The following is a 21,777-nucleotide window of genomic DNA, read 5'->3' on the forward strand; positions in this document are numbered from 1 at the left end:
ACCAAGGAGACCAAACATGACCATCAAGCGGCACGGCGTCGGCGATGCGAAGGGCAACGGACAGAAGGCCCTGCCCTTCGCCAAGGCAACCGAGGCAGACGGCTGGCTCTACGTGTCGGGCCAGACCCCGATGAAGGACGGCGAAGTCGCCGGCCACGGCATCGTCGAGCAGTCGCATATCGCGATCCAGAACATGCTGAAGATCGTCACCGACGCGGGCTACACCGCCGCCGACATCATGCGCGTCGGCGTGTGGCTGGACGATCCGCGCGATTTCTGGAGCTTCAACGGCGTGTTCGAACAGTACTTCGGCGACAACCCGCCCGCCCGCGCCTGTGTGCAGTCGGCCATGGTCGTCGACTGCAAGGTCGAGGTGGATTGCATCGCTTTCAGGAAAGCGTAATTTCCCGACGGGCCGCGCGGGGATCTCGCGCGGCCCATGCACAAGGGGCGAGACATGGAACGCAAACGCGCACGCGGGCTCGACCGCGCGGTCGAGATCTGTGACCTGCTGGCGCGGGCCTGTCGCCCCATGCCCCCGGCCGAGATCGCCCGCGCCATCGGCGCGCCGCGGTCGTCGGTCTACGAGCTTTGCGCCACGATGACCGGGCTCGGCCTGCTCGAAGCGGACGCCGAGGGCATGCTCTACCCGGGGCGCAAGACGCATTTCTGGGGGCGCAGCTACCTTGCGGGCTTCGACCTGGCGCGCGAGGCGCAGCCGGTTCTGGACGCGCTGACCGCGCAGACCGGCGAGACCTCGCAGCTTTGCGTGATCGACGGGCGCAAGTACACCGTCCTGCTGATGCGCGAGGCGGACCGCGCCTTCCGGATCAGTGGCGACGTCGGTGAACCGACGCCAATCCCCTGGACCGCCTCGGGGCGGCTGCTGCTGCAACACCTGACCGACCACGAGATCCTGGCGCTGATCCCGCCCGAGGACTTCCGCCAGCCGGGCGGCGAGACGCTGTCCCCGGCGCAGTTCCTGCTGGAGTTGCGCGCCGCCGCCAGCGAGGGGTTCTTTTCCTTCGACAGCCCGTCGGACAGCTACACCCATTGCTTTGCCGCCGCTGTCACCGGCGAGCGCGGGGCCTGCGTCGCGACGCTCTGCCTCGTGGCCCCGCGCGAGGAGGCCCGCGCGCGCCACGCGGCGCTGAAGGCCAGCCTGATCCAGCACGCGGCGCGGCTGTCGGAACGGCTGGCAGGCATTCACGGCGCCGGTTCGCTCACCGCGTGAGGGGTCTCGACCCGCGGCCAGAGCGGGCGAGTGAGGCGCGTGTAGGGGTTCGTCGCGGGGTCGTTCGGATAAGGCCCGTCGACCGCGACATAAAGAACATCCGACGCGATGGGCGCGAAGGCACCGTAGAAGTGGTTCGTCGACTTGATGACAAGAATATCCTTGCGCATCGGATCGACACCCGCGTTGCCGAACAGATCCGGCGAGAAGGCCTGCGAGCGGTTGCTGTTGAGCACCACCTCGATGCCCTGCACCCGGATCACCGCGATATCGCCCAGCGGCACCACCGAGGTGCCGAAGCTCTGCACCGCGTCCTTCCGCACCTGCACCACCTCGACGGTCGCGTCGATCGGATCGCCCGCCGTGGCCGAGGTCTTGCCGCCGAAGCGCAGGTCGAGCGTCGCGCCCGTCCCCGCCGCGTGGCACAGGCGCACGGCCATGGGGTCCCAGATCGTGCCGAAGGCGCAATTGGTCACGCCCGCGTCGAGGAAGCCCTTCAGGACAATGGTTGAATCGCCCGCGGTGCCACCGCCCGGGTTATCCCAGATATCGGCCACGACCACCGGGCCGCTGCGGTCCTTCGAGGCCAGCGCGGTGGCGCGCTCGATACCCTGCGCCAGCGTCAGGAACTCGGGCCGGGTCTGGCCGCGCATCCCGAAAAGCCGCCGCCCCAGCCGTTCCGCCAGCGCGTCGCCCCCTGCCCTGTCGTTGTCCGTCACCACGACGATCTTGGCGCCCAGATCGGGGAATCCCCGGCCATGAAGCCGTGAATGGCCGAAACCGCCAGCACGCGCCCCGTGCCTTCCAGCGCCATCATCTCATCGACAAAACCGCGCATCGGCTGGATCGAGGTCGGCAGCACATCCATCATCCGCACGTCATAGACCGAGACCTGCGGCGTCACCTCGCCCCGCGCCGCGCGCAGGGTCAGCTCTACCACCGCCTCGCCGGTCTCGGCGAAATCGGTGTGGGGGAATTCCTTGAAGGCGATGACCACGTCGGCGTTGTCGGTGCGCGCTTCGCTGAGGTGGCTGTGCGGGTCGAAGCTGACGCCGATCTTCACGTCCGGCCCGACCATCTCGCGCACGGCGGCGATCAGCGCGCCTTCGCAATCCACGGTGCCTTCCGCGATCATCGCGCCATGCAGGCCCAGCACCACGGCGTCGACCGGCAGCGCCTCGCGAAGCTGGCCGAGGATCTCGTCCCGCAGCCGCGTCCATGTCGCGGCGTTGCACAGCCCCCCGGGTTCCGCCCAGGTGGCGGTGCCCTCGATCAGAGCGATCTCGCCCGCGCGGGCGCGGCGGCGCAGCGCGGGGAAGACGGCGCTGCACAGGGTCGGGGTTTCGGGGTGCTGCCCGGGCGGCGCGTAGAAGCTTTGCGCGAAGTCGTTGAAGTCGGTGCGGAGCGGGGAGAAGGTGTTGGCCTCGAAGCCGACGGAGGCGCAGAAGACGCGCATGGGTAGGAGCCTTTCCAGAGAGGGTGCGCGGGGCCGTCACAGCCCCGCGCGAGGGGATCAGTCGAGGTAGGCGGAATCGTTGGCCGCCTCGGACCTCGGTCTTGAACAGGTCGAGCAGCGTCAGCGCGCCCTCGTCGAGGGTCTCGGCGGCATAGGCCTCGAAGGCCGGTTGGGTCGCTTCGACCATCGCGGCACGGTCCTCGGCGGACAGCGCGGTCACTTCCATCTGGTCCATCAGCCCGGCAAGGCCGCGGTCCGAGGCCTCGATGATCCGCGACAGCCCGCGCGAGGCGGTGACGCATTCCTCTGCCGCGTCCTGCAGCGTGGCCTGCGCCTCGGGCGACATGCCCTCGTAGAAGTCGCGGTTGATCAGCAGCGTGTAGGGCGAGAACAGGTGGTTGGTCAGCGTCAGGTACTTCTGCACCTCCGGGAACTTGGCGAAGGAGATGGTCGGCACCGGGTTCATCTGGCCGTCGATCACGCCGGTCTGCAGACCGGAATAGACCTCGCCCCGGGCCAGCGGATAGGCCTCGGCCCCCAGCGCCTGCATGATCTTCTGGTGCGAGGGCAGCGTCATGGTGCGCACCCGGATGCCCTCGAAATCCGCCAGCGTGGCGATCTCGCGCTGCGAGTTCGTCACGGCGAAGAACCCGCCGGTGTCCGGGAAGCCCAGCACCACCACGTCGCCCAGCTCTGCCTCCATGTCCTCGGCCAGCGCTTCGCCGAAGGGACCGTCGAAGACCTTGTAGGTGCTGGCGTTGTTGCGGAAGGCAAACGGCAGGTTCAGCACGTCGATGCGCGGGTAGTAGCCCGCCATCGCGCCGGTCGAGGCCAGCGTCATCTGGATCACGCCGTCGCGCACCATCTGCACATGCTCCGAGGCAGAGCCAAGCTGGTTCGACGGGAAGACCTCGACCTCGTATTCGCCATTGGTGTCGGCGGCGACCACATTGGCGAAGACGGCGGTACAGGCATGGGCCGGGTTCTCGAACGGGTCCGCCTTGTTGTCATGGCCGAAGCCGATGGTTTCCGCCTGGGCCGCCCCGGATACAAGCGCGGTGCCGAGGCACAGGGTTTTCAGCATGGTTTTCATTGGTTTTTCCTCCTTGTTGGATTCTCAGTTGGTGAAGCCCAGCAGGCGGGGCAGCAGCAGCGCCGCGTCCTCCCAGTAGGCGTAGACGATCAGCACGCCGAGCTCGGCCAGCAGGAAGGGCACGAGCTTGACGGTGATCCGTTCGATCTTCTCGCCCGTCACCGAGGACAGCACGAAGAGGCAGGCCCCCACCGGCGGTGTCATCAGCGAGATGTTGAGCGACAAGATGAAGATGATTCCTGCGTGGATCGGATCGAGCCCGATGGTCTCGGTCAGCGGCACCAGCACCGGGGCAAGCAGGATCAGGATAGCGGTGATGTCCATCACCATGCCGATCACCAGCAGCACCGCGATGATGATCAGCGTCACCACCCAGTGGCTCTTCAGAGGTCGCAAGGACCGCCTCGGCGATGGCCTGCGGGATGCGCTCGAAGCTCATCCACCAACCAAGGATACCGGCGAAGGCGATGATGACGAAGATCACGCCGGTGATGCGCGCGGTGCTGATGAGCATTTCCAGCAGCGCCCCGAAGGTCAGCCTGCGGTACACGAAGGCCCCGATGAAAAGCGCGTAGGCCACGGCGATCGCCGCCGCCTCGGTTGGTGTGACGATACCGCCGAGGATGCCACCGAGGATGATCGCGGGCATGGCCAGCGCGGTCAGGGAGGACACGAAGGTGCGCCAGATCTCGCCCAGCGTCGCGCCGCGCTCTGCCACGGGCAGGTTCTCGCGTTTGCCGCCAAGGGCGATGACCGCCATGCAGATCACGCAGATCGCAAGGCCCGGCAGGATGCCCGCCGCGAAGAGGCCGGAAATCGACACGCCCATCAGCGAGCCATAGACCACCATCAGGCCCGAGGGCGGAATGGTCGGCCCGATGATGGACCCCGCCGCGGTCACCGCACAGGCATAGTCGCGCTTGTACCCGGCGCGTTCCATGGCGGGAACCAGCGTGCGGTCGAAGGCGGCGGCGTCGGCGGTGGCCGAGCCGGTCAGCCCGGCAAAGAACACCGAGGCCAGCATATTGGCATGCGCCAGACCGCCCCGGAACCGGCCCACCAGCACCTCGGCCAGCTTGATCAGCCGGTCGGTGATACCGATGTGGTTCATGATCTCGCCCGCCAGGATGAAGAACGGCATGGCGAGGAAGGGGAAGGCGTCGAGCCCGGCAAAGACCTTGCCCGGGGCCACCGCAAGGAAGCGCTCGCCCCCCATGGAGATCAGCCCCACGACCCCCGCGATGCCGACGGAAAAGCCGATGGGCGTGCCGATGATCAGCAGCAGGACGAAAACCAGCGCGACGGTCATTTCGGCATCTCCACGGTTGCGGGTTCGCCCTGGCGGCCCTTGTCGCGCAGGATGACAAGGATCAGCTGGACGCAGCAGATCGCGGCAGAGACGGGGATGGCCGCGTAGAAGGGCGCCATGGAGACGCCGAAGATCATCGCCTGCTTGTTCGCGCCGCCGGTGGCGAAGCCGATGCCGAACCAGAGAAGGTAGGCGAAGAGCGCCAGCGCCAGTACGTCGCTGATCATCAGCAGCGTCCGGCGCAGGCCGAAGGGCAGACGGTCGATGACGGTGGTCAGGCCGATATGCTCGCGCCGGGCGATTCCGCTGGAAACGGCCAGCATCGCGGCCCAGATCATCAGGTAGCGCGCCAGCGTTTCCGGCCAGGGCAGTTGCCAGTGGAAATGATAGCGGTCGATCACCCCAAGCCAGACATCGAGCACCAGCGCCACCATCAATGCGGCGACGATCAGCTCGACGGCCCGGTTGAGCCTGGCACTGGCCCGTGCGATTGGCGTTTCCATCTGGGTCTCCCTCTTCCGTCTCCGGGTCACTGTAACAAAGAATCGTAACTCGTCTTCATATTTTGTAACTGAGGTACATTTTTCTTTAAATTGTCATAATTTTCAGGTAGATACCGACTGTGCTCTTATCTCAAGGCACAACTAAGGCTCCATTTTCACCGCTGGATGTGCAGAATCACCCCATGACGCCCCCGCCGAATGCCCCCCGCGCTGCCGCCCCCAATGACGTGATCACCGCGCTCAGCGACATGGATCGCCATTTCGCCGCGCGTGAACAGCGGGTTGCCGAAGTGGTGAAGGCCAATCTCGAGGCGGTCACCCAGATGACCATCGCCGACCTGGCCGCGCTGGCCGAGGTCTCGACCCCGACGGTGGTGCGCTTCTGTCGGACGCTGGGCTGCGACGGGTTCCGCGATTTCAAGATGGTTCTGGCGCAGAACCTCGCGGTGTCGCGCCAGTATCTCGATCCGCCCGTGGCGCCCGGCGCGACCGGTGGCGTCGAGGTGGTGCAGCAGGTTCAGGATGCGGCGCTGCGCAGCATGGCGACGCTCGAGGCGCAGATCGACGCCGACACCTTCGAACGAGCGCGGTCCGCGATTGCGGGCTGCCGGTCGCTGCTGGCCATCGGGGTCGGCGGCGGATCCAGCATGACCGCCGAGGAAGCCGCGAACCGCTTTTTCCGGCTGGGGCGGATTGCCGTGGCCACCAGCGATCCGTACCTCATGCAGATGCGCGCCGCCGCGATGCAGCCCGGCGATGTGCTGCTGGCCTTCTCGAACAGCGGCCACGCCGCCGAGGTCATCGCCGCGCTGCGTGTGGCCCGAAGCTATGGCGCGACGACGGTCTGCATCACCCGCGACGGCTCTCCCCGGCGGCGGCCTCCGAGATCGCGCTGTGCTTCGACCTCCCGGAAGAGCAGGACATCTACAAGCCCACCGCCTCGCGTTTCGCCTACCTGCTGCTGCTCGATGCGCTGGCCACGGCGGTTGCGCGCACGACCCCCGAGGACAGCGCCGACCGGCTGCGGCGGCTGCGCTCGTCGCTGACCGCCTATCATGGCCGGACAGGGCCGCAACCGCTGGGCGACTGAGCGGCGCGATCCCCGCGCATCCAGTCAACCTCCGGTCACAAGCGGGTCGCGCGGGCGGCCCTGACGGTCCCGGATGCCTGACTGTCCCGGATGGGTGGCCTGCGGCGCGACATGCATGTCGCCCCACGTCCTGCCGATCCGATCCTTGCGACCTGCGGAGACGGAGGTTTCCCGGCAGCATGACCCGAGAGCTTCTGATGACGAAGACAGGTTTCACCAAGACCCGGTCGCCGGGCCTGTTGCGTCGGATGGAAGGCCGCGCCCTTGGCATGAGCAGCCCCCCTGCCCCGGCCTGACTGCGCTCGTGAACCCAGACCGAGACGCGGTCGACGGTGGCCCAGCCACCGCCGACCGCGCCGGGTCGCCCTGCCCCTGCCGGTCCCCGGCACCGGATGCTCAGGCCCGCTGCTGGCGGGCCTGCATCTGCGCCATCGCCTCTGCCATCACCAGCGCCGCCTCGATGGAGTCGATCACCGGCAGGCCGTGGCGTTCGGCCAAAGCACCGGCACGACCGGTCAGGCCGCCGGACCCGAGGATGATCGCCTCGGCCCCGTCGTCGCGGCGGGCGCGCGCAATGGCCTGATCGATGCTGCGGTCCACCGCAGCCCCCTCCCCCGCCGCCGCCGCGACGCCGACCCCGGTTGCATGGACCGTGCAGCGCCCGGTCGCGCCCAGCCCAGCCAGCAGCTTGTGGATGCCCGGCACCATGGTTTCGACCGTGGTGACGATGGCAAAGCGGTCGGCCAGGAACCGGGCCGCCGCCACCGCCGCCTCGGCAGCGCCGACCACCGGGCCGCGCAGGAAACGGCGCCCCTCCGCCAGCGCAATATCGTCGAAACAGGCCATCACATAGCCGTCGTAATCGGGGTGTCGCGACAGCAACTCGATCGCCAGCGGCTCGGCCAGCCGCCGGTGGTCCGGCGTCTCGATCGAGCGCGGACTATCGGCGGGATTGATCGCCTCGACCCTTGTGTGCGGCCCAAGCGCCCGCTGCGCGGAGGCCCGGACCAGATCGGTCACGGCGGGGTTGCCGTTGGGATTGACCACCAGCAGGCGGCAGGGCTTGGCGAGAACAGTCCCCGCCCGTGTCTGAAGAAGCGTGCTCATCGGATCATTGCCCCGCCGAGAGTGAGGGCAGCAGCAACGCGATATCCGGCACCAGGATCAGCAGCCCCGCGAACACGATCATGATCAGCACGAAGGGCAGCGCCCCTTGCACCACGTCGTTGAAATCGCCCCCGCCCTTGCGCACGCCCTGCACCACGAACAGGTTCATGCCGACCGGCGGTGTGATCAGGCCGATCTCGCACATCACCACCACGAAGACCCCGAACCAGATCGGATCGATGCCAAGCGCCGCCACCATCGGCACCGCGACCGGCACCGTCAGCACCAGCATGGACATGGCGTCCATGAACATGCCCAGGATGACGTAGAACAACACGAACAACAGCATGAGTGCGGTTGCGCTGAGGCCCAGCCCCGTGACCCAGCGCGTCACCGCCTGAGTGCCGCCGGTCATCGACAGCGTGACGTTCAGCAGCAGCGCGCAGACGATCACCAGCACCACCATGCCGGTGGTCTTGGCCGATTGCACGAAGCAGTTCACCAGCAGATCCCAGTTCAGCCGTCGGTTGCGCCAGACGAACCAGAAGGCCGCCATCACCCCCAGCGCCGCGCTTTCCGTCGGCGTCGCCAGCCCGCCATAGATCGAGCCCATGACAATGCCGAAGATCACCGCCGGCGGCACCAGATGGCGCAGCAGACGCCGCTTTTCAGCGAGCCGGGACGTCGATCACCGCGCTGTCCCGCCCGGCATTGGGATAGGCCAAAGCGATATAGACCGAGAACAGCACCACCAAGAGCAGTCCCGGCAGGATGCCCGCGATGAACAGCTGCCCGACCGAGACATTGGCCAGCGAGCCGTAGACCAGCAGGTTGACCGAGGGCGGGATCAGGATGCCCAGCGTGCCCCCCGCCGCCAGCGTGCCAAGCGCCGGGCGGCTTGGGTAGTTGCGCTCGCCAAGCGCGGGCAGCGCGATGGTGCCGACCGTGGCCGCGGTGGCCACCGACGACCCGGAGGTCGCCGAAAACAGCGCGCAGGTGCCGATATTGGTGTGCAGCAGCCCGCCGGGCAACCGGCCCAGCCAGACCGCCAGCGCGTCGAACATCTTGTCCGCGATGCCACCACGCAGCAGCAGTTCGCCCAACAGCATGAACAGCGGGATCGCCGTCATCACCGGGTTGTTGAGCGTGCCCCAGACGACGCCGCCCATGGTTTCGACCAGCGGCATGCCATAGGCCATGTAGCCGCCGACACCGCCCACCGCCAGAATCGACACCGCCACCGGCATCGACAGGAACATCAGGAAAAGCATAACGGCGAAGCCGCCGAAGATGACTGAAATGCTCATGCCCGCGCCTCCAGGTCGGAAAGCTCTGCTTCAAGCTCGTTTTCGACCGTGTCGGGGCCGTAGTCGCGGCGCAGCGTGGTGCCGCGACCCGCGAGGGCCAGCCGGACCGCCCGCGCCGCCAGCAGCACCGCGGCCAGCGCAAAGACCGACATGCCGACCAGCCACAGGGCCTGCGGCCAGATCAGCGGCGTCGCCCAGGGGGTCTGCGCCACCGACTGGAACAGCTGGGTTTCCTGCACGGTGCGCGCGGTGAACACCAGCAGGAACAGCGCCAGCCCGGCCAGGGTCAGCGCCGCCAGAAGGTTGGTGGCGGCCTGCAGGAAGGCCGGCATCTTCATGTGCAGCAGGTTGATCCGGATATGCGCCTGCTCGATCACCGCCACGGTGAAGCAGAGGGGCGCGCCGATCGCGATGGCGTAGCCCGACAGTTCGTCCACCCCGGCAAGCGAATGGCCAAGGAATTTCCGCAGCACCGTCTCGACCGCGATGACGATGCAAAGCACCGTCATCATCAGGCCGAAGACAATCGCGGATGCCTTCGAATAGCGTTGCATGGCAGCCTCCTCCGCTCTCGGGATCACAGGCCGAGCTCGGCGCCGACAGAGGCCATCCAGTCCGCTTCGCAGGACGGGTTGACCTTGTTGCACTGCTCGGCCCAACCGGGCAGCGAGGTTTCGACCAGCGCCTCGCGCACCGCGGCCAGATCCTTGTCGCTGACCGCGACCGCCTTCAGCGAATAGGATGTCCCGTGGACACAGGGTTCGGGGCCCGTGTTGCAGTTCATGGCATCGACATACAGTTCTTCGGAATAGGTCCAGATCTCGTCGGTCAGCACCTCGATCGCCGCCTGAAGCTTCTGCTGGTTCTCCGCCGACAGCGCGTTCCAGCTGTCGAGATTGATGGCGTAGCCGTTGGTCGCCAGTTGCAGCGCCACCGGCAGCACCGTGGTCGTCACTTCCGGCCAGCCGCCGGAATTGGCCGAGGCCGGGCCGGTGATGGCGCAATCCACGACTCCGCGCGCCAGCGATTGCTGCACCTCGCCGAAGGGCAGCGGCACGCCGGTGGCGCCGAACTTGCCGACGAAGGCGGCGGCGGACTGGTCGCCGACCCGGACCTTCAGCCCGTCCAGATCCGCCAGTTCAGAGACCTCGGGCTTGCAGAAGATGACCTGTGGACCGGCCGGCCAGATGCCCAGCAGCTTGGCGTTGAACCGCTTCTGCATCGCCTTGTCGACGGTGGGCATGAAGGCGGCGACATGGGTCTTGCCGGCGGCGAAATCGGGATTCAGCCCGACCAGGTCCAGCCCCAGGATGGTCGGCTCGTCGCGGCTGATTTGCGGCCCGCGCACCGAGACCACGTCGAACAGCCCGTTGCGCAGGACCCGGATGCCGTCGGTGTCGGGGATGCCCGACACGTCCACCGGCAGGAATTCGATTTGCACATCCATGCCCGACCGTTCGGCGAAGGCTTCGAAGAAGGGCTGCTCCTTCTTCTGCTGGATCAGGCCCGAGCCAACCGGCTGGCCAAGCACCCGCAGCGAAACGGTATCGGCCCCGGCGGCCCCGGCGGCAAAGGCGATGACCCCGGCGGCGGCGGCAATCAGTCTGCGTTTCATGGTTTTCCTCTCCCTTGGTTTGCCCGGCTCGGACCCGTCCATGGGGTGAAAAACCGGCCCCTCCATGAAAGCACATTTTCACACAAAAGAAACTAGATTTTCATAAACCGCGCCAAGGACACCCTTTCCGAGGCCGTGGAGCGCCCGTGTTTCGGTCAGATATGGACAGGTTCTGGGGGGAGGGTCGGGCAAATCGGGCCCGAGGGTCACTGAAGCTCGTCGAGCGCCTCGTTGACCGATTCGATCTCTGCCGAGGCGACGCCGTCCGGCCTCGGCGGCGAAAACGATGGTGCGGTTGGCCAGCACGTTCAACAGCGCCATCACCGCCACATGGCTGAACAGCGGCCCGGTACGAGGCGGTTTCGCAGCGGAAATGCCAGGCCGCGTCGGTGCGCGGGCTGGCCCCCTCGTCGGTAACATAGGCGATCCGCGCCCCGGTCCGGTCCAGCGCGTCCAGCACCCGGTCGATCTGCGACACGCGCCGCCGCAGCCCGAACACGATCACCACGTCGCCCTCCGCGACGCTGGCGATATGTTCGCCCATCGTGTGGCCCTGCCCGGGAATCGCGACAATATCCTCGATCACCTGGGTGAGTTGCCAATAGATATAGACCGCCAAGGCCGCCCCGGCGCGGTAGCCGACCACCCAGACCTTGCGCGCCGACAGCAACGCCCGCGCCAGGGCATCGATCTCGGTCAGTTCAATCCCGGCGAAGGTCGCGGCGAGATTGTCCATGTCGATCCTGGCAAATGCGTTGGCGTCGGAAATCTCGGTCTCGGTCGCACGCGCGGTGAACAGCCGCGACCCGGTCTGCTGCTCGGAACGGGCATGGCGCCGGGCCTCTTCGTAGTTGGGATAACCAAGGCGGCGCACGAAGCGGGTCACGGTGGCGTTCGACACGCCGGCAAGCGCCGCCAGCTCCGATGCCGAGTAGCTGGCCAGTTCGCCCGGAAAATCGCAGACCAACTCTCCCAGCTTGCGCTCCGCCGGATGCAGATCGGGCAGCGCGCGGCGGACGCGGGACAGGAAGGGCCGTGACGACATGGAGCCTCGTGAAATCGGTTTTTCACGAATAGCCCGTTTCCCGATCAATAGCCAGCGCCACGCCTGCACCCTGAGGTATCCCGCCCCGGCCAGAACGCCGCAGGCGCACCGCGTCGCCCGAAGCTCCAGCGCGCCGCGCACACGCCACAGAACCGGCTGCCGCCCACCCTCGGGCGAGGGCAAAGCTGCCCGTCTCGGAAAAGGCGCCGGAAAATCAAGAGAGCTACCGAAAAATGATTTGTATTCAATAACTTCCCCACGCAGAGGCATGAGTTTGGCCCGGCAGATCGGACAACTCGCAAGGCTCGGGGGACGCAGAACCGGACGCGCAGGTCCCGCCCCTGCTGCATTCCGCTAGTCTCGCAAGAGACTGTCACAGGGGCTTTCTCTGCGCGTCAGCGCCTGACGGCCGCCCTGCCCTTGTGGCATCCGGCCAATTCACCCCTGTGCGCCCCGAAGGCCGATGACGGATCGGTCTTCGGGGCCAGACGTTGCGTGACGCCTTGGGTAACCCGTGGGTTACGGTCGGCGCGCGTAACCCACGGGTTACTGCTCCAGCGCCGCTTCGAAAGCCTCCACGGCGCGTTGAAGTTTGGCCCGGTCGACCGAAGAAAAATCCACCTCGGAGAGGATCCGGCATTCTCCCTTGCGCGCGGTGACCTTGCTCTTGCCGACGTGGAACTCGTACTTCACGCTCTTCTGCGACTTCGGAGCCACGGCCACCCGGGTCTCGCCATCCGCAAAACGGCGCAGGATGGCAAGTTGGTCCTCTACGGTTTCCGCCCCAATAAGATCGCCGCGCAAAGCCTCGGCAAGATCGGGCGCCGCCTGCAACCGTCGCACGACATCGACTCCAAGGTTGCGGGGCACGGCCTTCGGGAACTTCAGCGCCTCGCCCAGCTCTTCCAGCAGATGCACGAAGCTGCGGATGTAGCTGCGCTTCATCTTGTGCAAAGAGGCGTAGATGCGGCTGACCAGGTCGCGGGCGCCCTGCCCTTCCTCTTGCGCGGCGATGATGGCGACCTGCGCCATCTCGGCAAAACTCAGGTCTTCGCGGATGACGTTCTCTTCGACCATGTCGATGTAAAGGTCGATCCGGCTGCTTTGCCCTTCATCGACCCGCGCAACCGCGCGCGCAAAACGGTCGTCGCCGGTTTCCTTGTGCAGCTGCCGCAAGGCCGTAAGTCGACGCCACCCCTTCTTCAGCTGGTAGCCGCCATCCACCTGGAACACTTCGATAGGCTCTTTCTGGCCGCGCTCCCGCATGGAGGTTTTCAGTTCCTCCATCTCGTCAGAGGCGGCGACCGCCTCCAGATCCAGCCGGTCGCGCGGCAGCGCATCGGTCCGGATCTCGCCGACAGGAAGCTCGACCAGAACCCGCCCCTCATCTCCGGGCGCGACGCCACTCTTTGGCGTCAGAGGCGTTCCGGCGGCGCTGCTCCACCAGGTTCTCGGTGCTTTCCGCAAGCGATCCGGCCGCTTCGCGGACCGCAGTCCCCATCGGACCGGGGTTGCGTTTGCGCTTGGGGGTATCGGGGGCGTCGATGGGGCCGAACCCGAACTTGTTCCTGCTCATGTGTTAACCTCCTCTTTCTTGTCGCGACGCATCCAGGCGCCCAGCACCACTTCCTTGAATTCTTCGTAGGTCGTATCGAAGCTTTGTCGCGCGCGCTTCCATGTCTCGCGCGTCATCTGCCGATAATCCTGCTCGTAGACCGACATCTGGAAACGCCCGGATTGCTCGACCGCCCGGGTCATCTCGATCGCATTGCGGCAGACATCGGCGCCGAACACGTTGCGAAAGGCCTCCATCATCGCGACATGCAAGGGGTTGGAGGCCTCGAACCGGGTCATCAACAACCGGATGTCGTCGAATTGCTTGGGCAGGGTGATCCCCGCATCCTGCGCAATCCGCGCGTAGCCTTCCGAGATATCTTCAAGCGCATCGCCCAGCTGGCCCAGGAAGCTGGTGGTGCTGTCGTATTCCCAGTAGCCGGGACCGGAGGGGATATAGAGGATATCCGCCGCGAAGGCCGCGTTCAGCGACTGGTAGCCAATGGCGGGCGGACAGTCGAAGATGATCAGGTCGAACTGGTCCTCCGGCAGTTCATCCAGGTAGCGTGCGACGCAGCCGAAGAAGCTCCAGGCCTTGTGCATGGCCCGGTACTGGGCGCTGGCGAATTCGACGAAAGCCGCGTTGGCGCAGGAGGGAATGATGTCGATGGTGGGCCAGGCGGTTTTCTGGATGAAGTCCTGAACCCGCTGGGCGCCGATGGACTGGACGTCTTCGGGCAGCTCGTCCGCGGTGGGGTAGGGGCAATCCGCCGGATCATCATAGGCGGCAGCGATGCGATCGGCCTCGCGGCAGAGATCGCGGCACATGATGCCCCAGACGGTGTTCCATTCCTTGACCTCGACCAGCCCCATGGAATGGGTCAGCGTGGCCTGCGGATCGAAATCGACCACAAGCACCCGGTAGCCATCCAGCGCGGCGGCATTGGCCAGATGCTGGGCGACCACGGTCTTTCCCACGCCGCCCTTGAAGTTCGACACCGCCACGCGCATCGCCCGTCCCGCCGGACGGTGCGGCAGCAAGGTCTTGCCCCGGAAACGGATGCGGCGACGCAGCTCGTTGATCTCTGCCAGCGAGAACCAGCGCTGCCGCCCGTCCTCCTCTGTCGATCCCTGCGGCAGCGAGGGGTCATCGGCCAGCTTCTTGCGCAGCGTGTCGGCGGGGACATGAAACATGAACTGGCTGATTTCCCAGATCGAGAAGGGCCGGAGGGATTTCTCCTCAGCTCGGGGAAAAGGTCGCCTTCCGAACCGCCGCCTGCTGGGCAAGGCTGCGTTCGTTCATGGCTTGTAGGTTGGAATGATCTCGCATGACCTCGCTCGCGTTATGTGGTATTTGCCCCTGAATAACCGGATTTCGCGAAAGCGCAAAACGCAGAATCCCGGGAACCGCCATTTTTCGGAGATCCGGACCCAATTACGGGATTTTCGTGGAACGGCGGCAACGGTTTGGGTGACAGACCAGGGCAATCCGCAGGATATAGGGTGACACCGCAAGATCGATAAGGTGACACTTGGCTGTCCCCCATTACCTATATACCGATTTTTTCTTCTTTTTTAGAAATCGGGACAGCGCTCCCGTACTTAACCCGATGTTGACAAAAAACGGGATTAGTGAACACTGAAGGCAGAACGGGAATCGGACGCAGAGACGGTCTCGGCACAAGAGGTGGCAGTCATGGACGCTCGGCGTTTCACCGGCCCGCAGGCCGGCTCTCAGAAATACGACCTGCTGACAGCGATGTCGGTTGCCGGCTTGAACGGGACACCGGGGTTTCAGACCTCGATGCTGCGACTCGTGGCACTGGTGACCGCGCGATACAACTGGAGCCGCGACGAGCTGACCGTCGGTCAGCGGGAAATGGCGCGGCTTTGGTCGGTGGATGAACGCACGGTCAAGCGTGAGATCAAGAGGCTGACCGCCGCCTCGATCCTGCTGCAACTAAGGCCCGGAGTGCGGGGCAGGGTGGCGGCCTATCGCCTGAACATCGCAGAAATCCACCGGCTGAGCGCGCCGGTCTGGGATCGCGTCGGACCCGATTACTCGGAGCGCATGACACAGCAGGCGCCGAAACCGATCCCGGAAAAGGTTGTGCACGTGGACTTCGCCGCGTCCGAGGCGCGGGCCGGGACAGCGGTGGCGCCGCCGCCTGCGGCTGACCCGGCCGATCCTCGGGCCCTCACCCTGTCACGGCTGGCCGCGCTGGAACCGGCCCTGCACCGCAGCTGGTTCTCGGCCCTGTCGATGGCGGGCTACGAGGCCGGGGTTCTGATGCTGCGCGCGCCCACCCGGTTCCTTGCGCAATACGTGCAGACACATCACCAGAAACTGCTGACCGGAACGGCGCAGCTGTCTTTTCCCGGTTTGCGGCGGATCGAGATCACGGTGTGACCGTTCGGGACGCAAGCGGCAGGCGGCGGGTGGTCGCCCCGGCGTCGTGATGGGGGTGGCGACACCGCCAGCTCCCGCGCCGAAGGCGGTCGCCAGAGACAAGAGGACAACCATGACCGAAGACCGCATCCAATGGCTGGATACCGTGACCAAGCTGGGGCCCGGCCATGCCGGACGGGTTGTGGTGGCGGCGTCCCATGGCGGGGAATACGCCGCCTATTGCGCCGCCCGCGCGCAGGTCAGGGCGGTGATCTTCAACGATGCCGGGGTGGGGAAAGAGTCCGAGGGCATCCACGCGATCAGCTATTTCGGCAAGCTGGGGGTCCCGGCTGCGGCGACCTCGCATCTTTCGGCGCGGATCGGGGACGGGCAGGATCACCACGACACCGGCGTCATCTCTTACGTCAACGAGGCAGCCGCACGGATCGGCTGCAGGGTGGGCCAGAGCACGCAGGACTGTGCCGGGCACATGCGTGCCGCCAAAGCCTTCGGCTACGCGGTTCCGGCGAAGGCCGAGAGCCGCGCCCTGATCGCCGGGGAAAACGGTCGCCCCGGCATCGTCGTGATCGACTCGCTGGCGTTGCTGACGCCAGAGGACGCCGGGTCGATCATGGTCACGGGTTCGCATGGGGCTTTGCTTCCCACGGACAGCCGGATCCTGATGAACGGCGACGCGCGGGGTGTGCTGCTGTGCGACGCGGGGTTCGGCAAGGAGGGGAACGGGGTCCGGCGCGTGATGGCACTGGACGAACACGGTAAGCCCGGCGCCTCGGTCTCGGTCACCAGTGCGCGGATCGGCAATGCGCAGTCGGTGCTCGAAACCGGCATCCTGTCCTTCGTCAACCGGACCGCCGCCGGGCTGGGCGCGCATGTGGGCATGACCGCCCGGCAGTATGTCACGCTGCTGCAGGAACGCCTTGCCGACAGCCCCGTGGTCCTGGGTCGGCCCTGAGGCCGCGCCTTCGTCAGAGACCCTTTCGGCAAGCCAGACTGATGGCGTGAAAACGCAGCCGGCCCGCGCGACGGATCGCCGTATCCTCTATGCATTGAGCCGGGGTTTCGTGCAGGGCAGGGGGGTGAGTGCAACCCGGGAGGGGGCAGGCAAAGCCGATTGCGGGGCCTCGTGACCCGGCGGATGGCCTGCGCCTTGCCGGGGATGCCCCTGAAAAAAGCGGGCCGCGCGCAGGGGCGCGCGACCCTTAAGGATCAGTTTCCGGGGGTCAGCTTGTAGATCGTTCCCTCGTCGATCGAGGTATACAGGCTGCCGTCCGGCCCCATGACGACAGAGCGGAAACGCCCGGGATCCATCGGCAGGGTCATTTCTGTCACGTCATAGACGTCGTCGTGGTCGTCGTTGAACTGGATCACGTCGATGCGCTGCCCGATGGGCGTGCCGCCAAAGCCGATCCCCATGATGCCGACGACCATGGCGCCGTCCCAGTCGCCCCACTGCTCGCCCGAGAGGAAAGCGGCGGAAGAGGTGCCCTGCGACCAGCCGTTGTTGTTCCAGATCGGGGGCATTGCGTCGGGGTAGGTCTCGAAGTCGGTCATCGGCATGAAGGCCGCCCGTTCATAGCGGTTCATCCCCTCTTCCTGGTTCGGGCTGTAGCCGCAGTAGTCGTCGGGGCAATCCCCGCGTCCCGCCATGTTCGGGCGCGGATCCCAGCCGGCGTTGCCGCCGTTCACGAGGACGGTGATCTCGTCCGAGTGCCATGGGCCGTGCTCTGCCGTGATCGCCGCGCCGGTTTCCGGGTGGAAGGCAATGCCCTGCACGTTGCGGTGGCCATAGGTGTAGGTCCGCGGGTCAAAGCCTTCGGGCGGGCTATTTTCCGGGTGGGCGTTGCCGTCGGTGTCGATGCGCAGAACCTTGGAGCCCATGATCGTCGGGCTTTGCGGAACCTCGCCGTTGTGGGTGTCGCCGGTCGTCAGGAACAGCGCCCCGTCCGGGCCAAACCGCACGCGGCCACCGTTGTGCGCCCCCGGACCGCCGAAGGGGTGGTCAGAGGCGGCCATCTTGTAGGGCACGTCGTCGACGATGTCGGTCCGATCCGCCACCGAGGTGAAATCCTCGCTCAGCGTGAAACGCATCAGGCGGTTGGTGTGCGGGTCGGACATGTTCGAGGTCGAATAGACGTAGATCCGGCGGTTGCTGTCGAACTCGGGATCGAAGGCAACGCCCATCATCCCGGCCTGACCCTCGCAGAACAGGTCAGAGCCGTTCTCGGGGTAGCCTTCGGCTTCGCCCACGCCGTAAAGCGCGTTGACCGACCCGTCGGGCATGCGGACCGACAGGCCGCTGCATTTCTCGGTGAACAGCATGGTGCCGTCATCGAGGAAGGCCATGTCCCACGGGTTGTCGAGATCGTCGAGCACGATCTCATGGGTCAGCATGGTGGTGTTCATGCCGTCCTGAGCCATCGCCGGGGCCGACAGCATCGCCGTTCCGGCAAGCAGCGACGCAGCCATGGGCCAGGTCAAGCGGTGGTCTGAATATGTCATAGTTTCCTCCCTTTTCACCGGCCATGGTGTTGAATATTGATCTGGCCGGACCCGTTCTTCGGGTTCTGTTGCCCATGTCTGCGCAAGACCAAGGGCTGTTGCGGTGCGGGGGGCGCGGCCCTTCGGTAGGCAGGTCTTCCTCAGGTCGCGCCGTCCCCCGATCGTTCCAAGGGTGCCTTCGGGGGTGTCAGTTGAAGGCCGTGGTCACATAGACCGCGAGGCTGGCGATATCGTTGTCGGACAGCTTTTTCGCGTGCTGGATCATCAGGATCGAATTGGGGCCGATCTTCTCGCCCTCGCGGTAGCGTTCCAGCCGCTCGACGATATACGCGGGGTCCTTGTCGGACAGGCTGGGGTAGCTGGCGGCGCCCTGCGCCTTGTTGCCGTGGCAGGCGCGACAGGATCGGGTAAAGATCTTCTTCGCCGCCGCAAGATCGACGTCCTGAACGGCGGGCTCGCCCTCGGCCTTCGGCGCGGCGTCCTGCGCGTGGCCGACCGAGCCCAGCAGCACAACGGCGACCCCCAGACAGACACTCCTCCACATCTGCTTCGTCTCCATCATTGGTTTCACACTCAGATGTGGAGCAGAGCATTTCCGTGTCAATCTTCGCCATCAACCAAGGAGTCTGTATTGACCGGGGCCTCCGCGGACCAGACTTGCGGCGCGGTCCGGGCAGTATCGAGTCGATGGAATATGTGCCCGCCCGCCCGGTGCTACGGCGTTGCGGGGCTGGCGAGCGGCAGCAGCACCGCAAGGCGGGCGCCGCCCAGAGCCTCTGACCGGTCAAGGCGGACTGTGCCGTCCAGCGCGTCGATCCGTTCGCGCATGCCCATCAGGCCGCGCCCCTCGGTCCATCCGGCGCGCGGGCCATGGCCGTCGTCCTCGACGCTCAGGCGCAGGCCGCCGGTTTGCGTGGCCGTCAGCGTGATGCGGATATGACGGGGCTGGCTGTGGCGCAGGGCATTTGTCAGGGCCTCCTGAAGCACCCGGTAGAGCGTGGCATCCGCGGTGTCGCCGGTCCGGGGCAGGGGGGCGGGGCAGACGAGGTGGAAACGGATATCCGGGTGCGCGTCGGCGTGGTCTCCGACAAGATCCGTCAGCACGTCGCGCAGGGGCAGCTGTCCGATGGTCGAGGGCCGCAGCGTATCCAGAACCCGCCTGTTGATCCGGCGCATGTCGGTGACGAGCCGCTCGATCCCGGCGGCCCGCTCTGGCGCTGGGGCCGGGTCGGCGCGCAGGCCCTCGGCCAGAACGCTCAACCCGAAGAGGCAGGGGCCCATTTCGTCGTGCAGGTCCCGGGCCAGCGCGCGGCGTTCGTCTTCGCGCAGGGCCAGCAGCTTTGCCGACAGGGCCTTTCGGTCTGCCTCGGAGCGTTGCAGCGACGCGGCCAGCCGGTCGATCCGGTCGCCGATGGGCCGCAGGTCGGGTGTGCCGATGGCCGCTGCCCGGTTGCCGTAGTCGCCCGACTGCAGGCGCATCAGCAGGGTTTCGAGCTGGCGCAGCGGGTCGAGCGCGCGCCGCACAAGCATGCCCGACAGCAGCAGCAGCGCAAACGTGGCCAGGCTCCAGACCAGAAAGAGCGCCTTGATATCCTCCCAGACCTCGGCGGCTTCGTCCCCGGCGCTGGCCGCGATTTCGATCACGCCGCGGGGCCCTGTGTCAGGGCCTGCGACCGGAACGGTGACCGGGCCGATATCCGGCGCGACCCAGCCCAGAAACCAGCCCGGCACCACCTCTTCCCCGGGCCCCTGTCCTGGCGGCAACAGGAGTGGCACGGCGGGGCCTTCATCCGACGGCAGATACCGGATGCGGACGTGCCGGGGCCGGACGATGGCGCCGCGCAGGTCCTGCAGGACGCTGTCCGGGCTGGCCGCGTGATGCGCCACGACGTCCCGAGATCAGGATCGCGGCGCTGTCCTGTGCCGCAAGGACCTCTCGCGCGATCGCGGTGCGGGCGTTCAGCAAGAGCACGATGCCGGTGCCCGCCATGACAACCAGATGCACGGCGGCGATCACCAGCAGGACACGCGCTGCAAGCCGGATGCGGTGCATGGTCTCCTCCCTTGGTCGCGGTTCGCAGGGCTGACGCTATCCCGAAAAGGGGCGCCGTGCCGATGGGACATTGGTTCTGGTCATGCCGTCTGTTCCCCGAATTGGCTGCCGGATGTTCCCGGACGGCGGGGCCTAGTCCTGCAGGGGCAGGGGGTCGAGAGGCACCAGAGGCAGCCCCTCTGCCTGCCAGTCGTCCACGCCCCCGGGATACCACCGGGCGTCGTAGCCAAGCGCCCGGACCCGCTGGACGGCATTCCAGCTGAGCCAGCAATCGAGTTGGCAGAAGACGATGACCGGGGCATCGGGGCGGGCGTGATCCCCCAGCGCCGCATGCAGGTAGGCGTCGGCCCAGGCCTCTGTCGTGCCCCAGCCGACGACCGGCAACCAGAGCGCCCCGGGCAGGCTTTCATGGCGTTCGGGGTGAAGCCGGTGCCGTTTGCGGTGATCTCGAAGGTCTGCAGCGGGTGGACGTCCAGCAGGGTTGCGCCCTGCGCCGCAAGGGCCTGCACCCGGGCGGTCGACAGGGCGGGAATGCCCTCTGGCGGGGCGGGGATCGGGGCGCGGTACTGCGCCATCCGGTAGCCGCTGAAAGGATCGAACAGAGGCGCCTCGGCCAGCCCCGGTGAGGCAAACAGGATCACGGCAAGGATCCGGGAAAAAACGGCAATCAGACAGGGAGCTTTTGGCATTACGCAAATGATAACAGTGCATTAGACCTTTTGACAGTATACCGTCAGACCCGCCCCCGGCAACGTGAAAGGGTGGCGTCCCGGTCGTGGGCCGCCCTGCCAACCGCCGCCAACAGGGGTCGTCCTCAATGCTGTCCAAACCAATCCTGTCCGCCTGCCTTGCAAGCCTCATCGGTCTCGCCGTGCCACAGGCCGCGCTGGCTCATGGCGATGCCGCGCCGCAGGCCGTGGACACCACCGGCCTGCCTGACCTGCCCGAAGAGATGGCCTCGGAAAACCCGTGGCGCGAGGCGGATGGAGACCTGTTGATGACCGCCGTCGAGATCGGCGCGAAGGGCTTCAACAGCAATTGCGCGCGCTGCCACGGGCTCGAGGCGATCTCGGGCGGCCCGGCGCCCGACCTGCGGTTTCTCGAGGCCGACGGCTGGGGCGACGAGTGGTATCTCGACCGGGTGCTGAACGGCTATGAGCAGAACGGCGCGGTCAAGATGCCGCCCTTCGCCGACATCCTCAGCCGAGGAAGCGGTCTGGGCCATCCGAACCTACGTCGAGACGCGCCCCGACGATCAGGAACTGGCCGACCGCCAGGACGAGCTGCACGCGTTGAAAGAGCGGATCGACGGGCTGAAGGCGGATGCCTCGGGTGCCATCGACGTGGCGGGCGCGCTGACCGAGCTGGGCGAAAGCTTCGAGGCGCTGTCCGGCGCGCCCAGATCGGTGACCGCGCTGGAAGAGGCGGCCTGGCTGTTGCGGGCGGAACCGCCGCGGGTGAACGCGGCTTCGGATGCGCTTCTGGGCATCCTGCGGGACTGA

22 protein-coding genes and 3 pseudogenes are annotated in these 21,777 nt (G+C 66.6%); 7 read left to right on the forward strand and 18 right to left on the reverse strand.

Annotated elements, in window-relative coordinates; genetic code table 11:
* The first annotated feature begins 16 nt into the window (after nt 1-16).
* Both ABFB10_RS00325 and ABFB10_RS00330 read left to right on the forward strand, forming a co-directional pair.
* Nucleotides 17-403: a RidA family protein gene (locus ABFB10_RS00325; RefSeq protein WP_023852104.1), complete on the forward strand. Its 387-nt coding sequence runs from the start codon at nt 17-19 to the stop codon at nt 401-403.
* 54 nt (nt 404-457) lie between these two features.
* Entirely contained in the window at nt 458-1,234 is a 777-nt protein-coding gene (locus ABFB10_RS00330) for an IclR family transcriptional regulator (protein ID WP_347164857.1), read from the forward strand.
* On the opposite strand, the gene ABFB10_RS00335 is transcribed toward ABFB10_RS00330, so the two are convergent.
* From ABFB10_RS00335 to ABFB10_RS00360, 5 genes and pseudogenes are all read right to left on the reverse strand, one after another.
* Nucleotides 1,207-1,953, reverse strand: coding sequence for an MlrC C-terminal domain-containing protein (locus ABFB10_RS00335; RefSeq protein WP_347164858.1), 747 nt, complete (start codon nt 1,951-1,953; stop codon nt 1,207-1,209). The genes ABFB10_RS00330 and ABFB10_RS00335 overlap by 28 nt on opposite strands.
* The gene (locus tag ABFB10_RS00340; RefSeq protein ID WP_347164947.1) at nt 1,950-2,690 is read right to left on the reverse strand and encodes a M81 family metallopeptidase; all 741 of its coding nucleotides are present in this window, start codon (nt 2,688-2,690) and stop codon (nt 1,950-1,952) included. The genes ABFB10_RS00335 and ABFB10_RS00340 overlap by 4 nt, the downstream gene beginning before the upstream one ends.
* Before the next feature lie 208 nt (nt 2,691-2,898).
* Nucleotides 2,899-3,783, reverse strand: a pseudogene (locus ABFB10_RS00345) (TRAP transporter substrate-binding protein); the annotation flags it as partial.
* Nucleotides 3,698-5,092 carry a TRAP transporter large permease gene (locus ABFB10_RS23875; protein ID WP_430522972.1) on the reverse strand — a complete coding sequence of 465 codons (1,395 nt, stop codon included), beginning with the start codon at nt 5,090-5,092 and terminating at the stop codon, nt 3,698-3,700. The pseudogene ABFB10_RS00345 and the gene ABFB10_RS23875, both read right to left, overlap by 86 nt.
* A complete protein-coding gene (locus ABFB10_RS00360) occupies nt 5,089-5,595 on the reverse strand; it encodes a TRAP transporter small permease (RefSeq protein WP_347164859.1) in 507 nt (168 codons plus the stop codon). Before ABFB10_RS00360 ends, ABFB10_RS23875 begins: the two co-directional genes overlap by 4 nt.
* A gap of 182 nt (nt 5,596-5,777) precedes the next feature.
* On the opposite strand from ABFB10_RS00360, the gene ABFB10_RS00365 reads away from it, so the two are divergent.
* On the forward strand, nt 5,778-6,641 hold the full coding sequence (locus ABFB10_RS00365) for a MurR/RpiR family transcriptional regulator (protein WP_347164860.1): 864 nt from the start codon (nt 5,778-5,780) through the stop codon (nt 6,639-6,641).
* Between the two features lie 440 nt (nt 6,642-7,081).
* Here the strand turns inward: ABFB10_RS00365 and ABFB10_RS00370 are convergent, their stop codons facing one another.
* The 8 genes and pseudogenes from ABFB10_RS00370 to ABFB10_RS00405 form a co-directional block, all read right to left on the reverse strand.
* A complete protein-coding gene (locus tag ABFB10_RS00370; RefSeq protein ID WP_347164861.1) occupies nt 7,082-7,792 on the reverse strand; it encodes an aspartate/glutamate racemase family protein in 711 nt (236 codons plus the stop codon).
* A 4-nt stretch (nt 7,793-7,796) separates the two neighbouring features.
* Entirely contained in the window at nt 7,797-8,423 is a 627-nt protein-coding gene (locus ABFB10_RS00375) for a TRAP transporter large permease subunit (RefSeq protein ID WP_347164862.1), read from the reverse strand.
* Between the two features lie 37 nt (nt 8,424-8,460).
* The gene (locus tag ABFB10_RS00380) at nt 8,461-9,099 is read right to left on the reverse strand and encodes a TRAP transporter large permease subunit (RefSeq protein ID WP_347164863.1); all 639 of its coding nucleotides are present in this window, start codon (nt 9,097-9,099) and stop codon (nt 8,461-8,463) included.
* Complete coding sequence (locus ABFB10_RS00385) at nt 9,096-9,653, reverse strand: TRAP transporter small permease (RefSeq protein WP_347164864.1); 558 nt, start codon at nt 9,651-9,653, stop codon at nt 9,096-9,098. The genes ABFB10_RS00380 and ABFB10_RS00385 overlap by 4 nt, the downstream gene beginning before the upstream one ends.
* Nucleotides 9,654-9,676: 23 nt before the next feature.
* A complete protein-coding gene (locus ABFB10_RS00390) occupies nt 9,677-10,714 on the reverse strand; it encodes a TRAP transporter substrate-binding protein (RefSeq protein WP_347164865.1) in 1,038 nt (345 codons plus the stop codon).
* A gap of 100 nt (nt 10,715-10,814) precedes the next feature.
* Nucleotides 10,815-11,828 carry a MurR/RpiR family transcriptional regulator gene (locus tag ABFB10_RS00395; RefSeq protein WP_347164866.1) on the reverse strand — a complete coding sequence of 338 codons (1,014 nt, stop codon included), beginning with the start codon at nt 11,826-11,828 and terminating at the stop codon, nt 10,815-10,817.
* Between the two features lie 477 nt (nt 11,829-12,305).
* Complete coding sequence (locus tag ABFB10_RS00400; protein ID WP_347164867.1) at nt 12,306-13,226, reverse strand: ParB/RepB/Spo0J family partition protein; 921 nt, start codon at nt 13,224-13,226, stop codon at nt 12,306-12,308.
* Nucleotides 13,227-13,331: 105 nt separating this feature from the next.
* Nucleotides 13,332-14,643 (reverse strand): annotated as a pseudogene (locus tag ABFB10_RS00405) (AAA family ATPase).
* Between the two features lie 366 nt (nt 14,644-15,009).
* Here ABFB10_RS00405 and ABFB10_RS00410 point away from each other — a divergent pair.
* Together ABFB10_RS00410 and ABFB10_RS00415 are read left to right on the forward strand one after the other, a co-directional pair.
* Nucleotides 15,010-15,723 carry a DnaA N-terminal domain-containing protein gene (locus ABFB10_RS00410; protein WP_347164868.1) on the forward strand — a complete coding sequence of 238 codons (714 nt, stop codon included), beginning with the start codon at nt 15,010-15,012 and terminating at the stop codon, nt 15,721-15,723.
* A gap of 112 nt (nt 15,724-15,835) precedes the next feature.
* Complete coding sequence (locus ABFB10_RS00415; protein ID WP_347164869.1) at nt 15,836-16,675, forward strand: hypothetical protein; 840 nt, start codon at nt 15,836-15,838, stop codon at nt 16,673-16,675.
* A gap of 254 nt (nt 16,676-16,929) precedes the next feature.
* Here ABFB10_RS00415 and ABFB10_RS00420 read toward each other — a convergent pair whose 3' ends face one another.
* From ABFB10_RS00420 to ABFB10_RS00440, 5 genes are all read right to left on the reverse strand, one after another.
* Nucleotides 16,930-18,222 (reverse strand): PQQ-dependent sugar dehydrogenase, encoded by a 1,293-nt coding sequence (locus tag ABFB10_RS00420; RefSeq protein ID WP_347164870.1) that lies wholly within the window; start codon nt 18,220-18,222, stop codon nt 16,930-16,932.
* 187 nt (nt 18,223-18,409) lie between these two features.
* A complete protein-coding gene (locus tag ABFB10_RS00425) occupies nt 18,410-18,784 on the reverse strand; it encodes a c-type cytochrome (protein ID WP_347164871.1) in 375 nt (124 codons plus the stop codon).
* Between the two features lie 152 nt (nt 18,785-18,936).
* Nucleotides 18,937-19,998, reverse strand: coding sequence for a sensor histidine kinase (locus ABFB10_RS00430; RefSeq protein ID WP_347164872.1), 1,062 nt, complete (start codon nt 19,996-19,998; stop codon nt 18,937-18,939).
* Nucleotides 19,999-20,008: 10 nt separating this feature from the next.
* Nucleotides 20,009-20,275: a hypothetical protein gene (locus ABFB10_RS00435; protein WP_347164873.1), complete on the reverse strand. Its 267-nt coding sequence runs from the start codon at nt 20,273-20,275 to the stop codon at nt 20,009-20,011.
* Nucleotides 20,276-20,407: 132 nt separating this feature from the next.
* Complete coding sequence (locus ABFB10_RS00440; protein ID WP_347164874.1) at nt 20,408-21,136, reverse strand: rhodanese-like domain-containing protein; 729 nt, start codon at nt 21,134-21,136, stop codon at nt 20,408-20,410.
* Between ABFB10_RS00440 and ABFB10_RS23880 the strand changes: the two are divergent.
* Both ABFB10_RS23880 and ABFB10_RS00450 read left to right on the forward strand, forming a co-directional pair.
* Nucleotides 21,093-21,422, forward strand: a pseudogene (locus ABFB10_RS23880) (c-type cytochrome); the annotation flags it as partial. The gene ABFB10_RS00440 and the pseudogene ABFB10_RS23880 overlap by 44 nt on opposite strands.
* A gap of 7 nt (nt 21,423-21,429) precedes the next feature.
* Nucleotides 21,430-21,777 carry a hypothetical protein gene (locus tag ABFB10_RS00450; RefSeq protein ID WP_347164875.1) on the forward strand — a complete coding sequence of 116 codons (348 nt, stop codon included), beginning with the start codon at nt 21,430-21,432 and terminating at the stop codon, nt 21,775-21,777.

The sequence above is a fragment of the Ponticoccus litoralis genome (assembly GCF_039769985.1).
Taxonomy (GTDB): domain Bacteria; phylum Pseudomonadota; class Alphaproteobacteria; order Rhodobacterales; family Rhodobacteraceae; genus Ponticoccus; species Ponticoccus litoralis.

Bases quoted from the DNA above. Each gene is read 5' to 3' on its own strand.
- ABFB10_RS00340 (WP_347164947.1), bottom strand. From the start codon at position 2,690: ATGCGCGTCTTCTGCGCCTCCGTCGGCTTCGAGGCCAACACCTTCTCC.
- ABFB10_RS00420 (WP_347164870.1), bottom strand. From the start codon at position 18,222: ATGACATATTCAGACCACCGCTTGACCTGGCCCATGGCTGCGTCGCTG.
- ABFB10_RS00440 (WP_347164874.1), bottom strand. From the start codon at position 21,136: ATGAGGCTTGCAAGGCAGGCGGACAGGATTGGTTTGGACAGCATTGAG.
- ABFB10_RS00385 (WP_347164864.1), bottom strand. From the start codon at position 9,653: ATGCAACGCTATTCGAAGGCATCCGCGATTGTCTTCGGCCTGATGATG.
- ABFB10_RS00410 (WP_347164868.1), top strand. From the start codon at position 15,010: ATGGACGCTCGGCGTTTCACCGGCCCGCAGGCCGGCTCTCAGAAATAC.
- ABFB10_RS00365 (WP_347164860.1), top strand. From the start codon at position 5,778: ATGACGCCCCCGCCGAATGCCCCCCGCGCTGCCGCCCCCAATGACGTG.
- ABFB10_RS00360 (WP_347164859.1), bottom strand. From the start codon at position 5,595: ATGGAAACGCCAATCGCACGGGCCAGTGCCAGGCTCAACCGGGCCGTC.
- ABFB10_RS00425 (WP_347164871.1), bottom strand. From the start codon at position 18,784: ATGATGGAGACGAAGCAGATGTGGAGGAGTGTCTGTCTGGGGGTCGCC.
- ABFB10_RS00325 (WP_023852104.1), top strand. From the start codon at position 17: ATGACCATCAAGCGGCACGGCGTCGGCGATGCGAAGGGCAACGGACAG.
- ABFB10_RS00330 (WP_347164857.1), top strand. From the start codon at position 458: ATGGAACGCAAACGCGCACGCGGGCTCGACCGCGCGGTCGAGATCTGT.
- ABFB10_RS00435 (WP_347164873.1), bottom strand. From the start codon at position 20,275: ATGCACCGCATCCGGCTTGCAGCGCGTGTCCTGCTGGTGATCGCCGCC.
- ABFB10_RS00380 (WP_347164863.1), bottom strand. From the start codon at position 9,099: ATGAGCATTTCAGTCATCTTCGGCGGCTTCGCCGTTATGCTTTTCCTG.
- ABFB10_RS00450 (WP_347164875.1), top strand. From the start codon at position 21,430: ATGAGCAGAACGGCGCGGTCAAGATGCCGCCCTTCGCCGACATCCTCA.
- ABFB10_RS00370 (WP_347164861.1), bottom strand. From the start codon at position 7,792: ATGAGCACGCTTCTTCAGACACGGGCGGGGACTGTTCTCGCCAAGCCC.
- ABFB10_RS23875 (WP_430522972.1), bottom strand. From the start codon at position 5,092: ATGACCGTCGCGCTGGTTTTCGTCCTGCTGCTGATCATCGGCACGCCC.
- ABFB10_RS00390 (WP_347164865.1), bottom strand. From the start codon at position 10,714: ATGAAACGCAGACTGATTGCCGCCGCCGCCGGGGTCATCGCCTTTGCC.
- ABFB10_RS00415 (WP_347164869.1), top strand. From the start codon at position 15,836: ATGACCGAAGACCGCATCCAATGGCTGGATACCGTGACCAAGCTGGGG.